This window comes from Paenibacillus germinis (assembly GCF_013141785.1).
GTDB classification, from domain to species: domain Bacteria; phylum Bacillota; class Bacilli; order Paenibacillales; family NBRC-103111; genus Paenibacillus_E; species Paenibacillus_E phytorum.
The window spans coordinates 1-1,481 of record NZ_WHOC01000108.1 but is presented as its reverse complement, the minus strand read 5'-3'; the positions used below and the strand labels follow the sequence as shown (position 1 = coordinate 1,481).

The following is a 1,481-nucleotide window of genomic DNA, read 5'->3' as shown; positions in this document are numbered from 1 at the left end:
TTCTTATCGCCGGTGTGACACAAGCGGACAGGGAAAACGTGGAAGAACGCTTTAACAAGTATGATCAGACCAGTCAACAATTTTATCCGTTTGCAACGACTGACAAATAAGACAACACGTTCATGGCGATTGAGCAGGCGGTTGCTATGATAAAGGGAAAGGCTACGCACGCAGTATAAGTTAATAGGGATACGATTGCGAGAATTGAAGCGGCTTATATGCATAGTAAAAAGCAGGTTGAAAGATACCTGTTTTTAACTATTATTGAAATAGATGGTAAATCGTTTGCGCAGATCAATTGATCTGGTGATTGGCAAAAAGTATCTGGATACTCGGTCGGCTATGGGCGATTTGTGGTAGAAACTGGATCGTCGCATTTTGGCGTGATGTCTTTGCGGGAGCTGGTGCTTTTAAGCGGTGGTTACTTTCGCGCCATTAGTCAGATTGTAGGGCTGACCAGAGATATCTTGGCTCTGTTTGTTTCAAACATACAAGTTTTGTAAATAAATCTTGTAAAAAGTATATGATAATTGTACAATAAATTTGCGGATTATAAAAATCATATTTTTAAAAATTATGGATTATATAATCCGTGGAAATTGTGAAAACGCGTTTTCTAAGTATGTATATCAGAAATGCCTGTTTGGGAAGGAAAAAAGAAAAGGGTGTGATCGATTTTACTTTTTTTAAAGATTAATCTCATACATAAATGCTTGTTGAAAGCGCTTTCTACTTGTTGATTGCAGATGTCATCAGAGAAACTGGTTCATGATGAACAAACGTTTCTCTTACATAGCATGAGTATCCCCTCGACGAGCAAATGGCATATTTCGTTTGAGCGTCAAACCAAAACGATATGAATAGGTGGTTACCATGAACAGTGTACAGGATCGAATTCATAAATCATACAATCAACTGTCCAACCAACAGAAACTCGTTGCGGAATTCATTTTGGAAGAACCAAAGAAGGTCGCTCTGCATCCCGCCAAGGAAATCGGTGCGTTGACAGGCACGAGTGGAACTACTGTTATACGATTATGCAATGCTTTGGGATATTCGGGGTTTAGTGCCATGCAAAACGAAGTACGTCAATCTCTATTGGCAAATGGCCAGAGGGAAAATCACATTCAAAAGTTCTTTGACCATTCCAAACGACTGAATGAAAAGGAAGGCCTCATCACTTATAAAATGGAGCAGGACATCGCCTATATTAGCGAAACGCTGAACTCGGTGAGACAAGATGCACTGGATCAAGCGGTGGAGAGCATTATCAAGGCAAAGAAGGTTGTGGTCGTTGGTTTTCGTTCTTCCTATGCTCCGGCGCATTGGCTTTCCTACACGCTTAATATTGTGAAAGGGGATACACACCTATACACCGGTCAAAATGATGATGCGAATTATTTGATGATGCTAGCGGATGAAGAATGGCTGGTGATCGTTCTATCGTTTCCTCGTTATACGCAAGAGACCATCTCCTTTGC

The 1,481-nt window shown here is 40.6% G+C and carries 1 protein-coding gene; it reads left to right on the top strand.

Annotated features, from left to right (window positions below; all coding sequences use genetic code 11):
• Window positions 1-873 precede the first annotated feature (873 nt).
• On the top strand, window positions 874-1,481 hold a 608-nt coding region (locus tag GC102_RS21775; RefSeq protein WP_171691358.1), incomplete at its 3' end, for a MurR/RpiR family transcriptional regulator.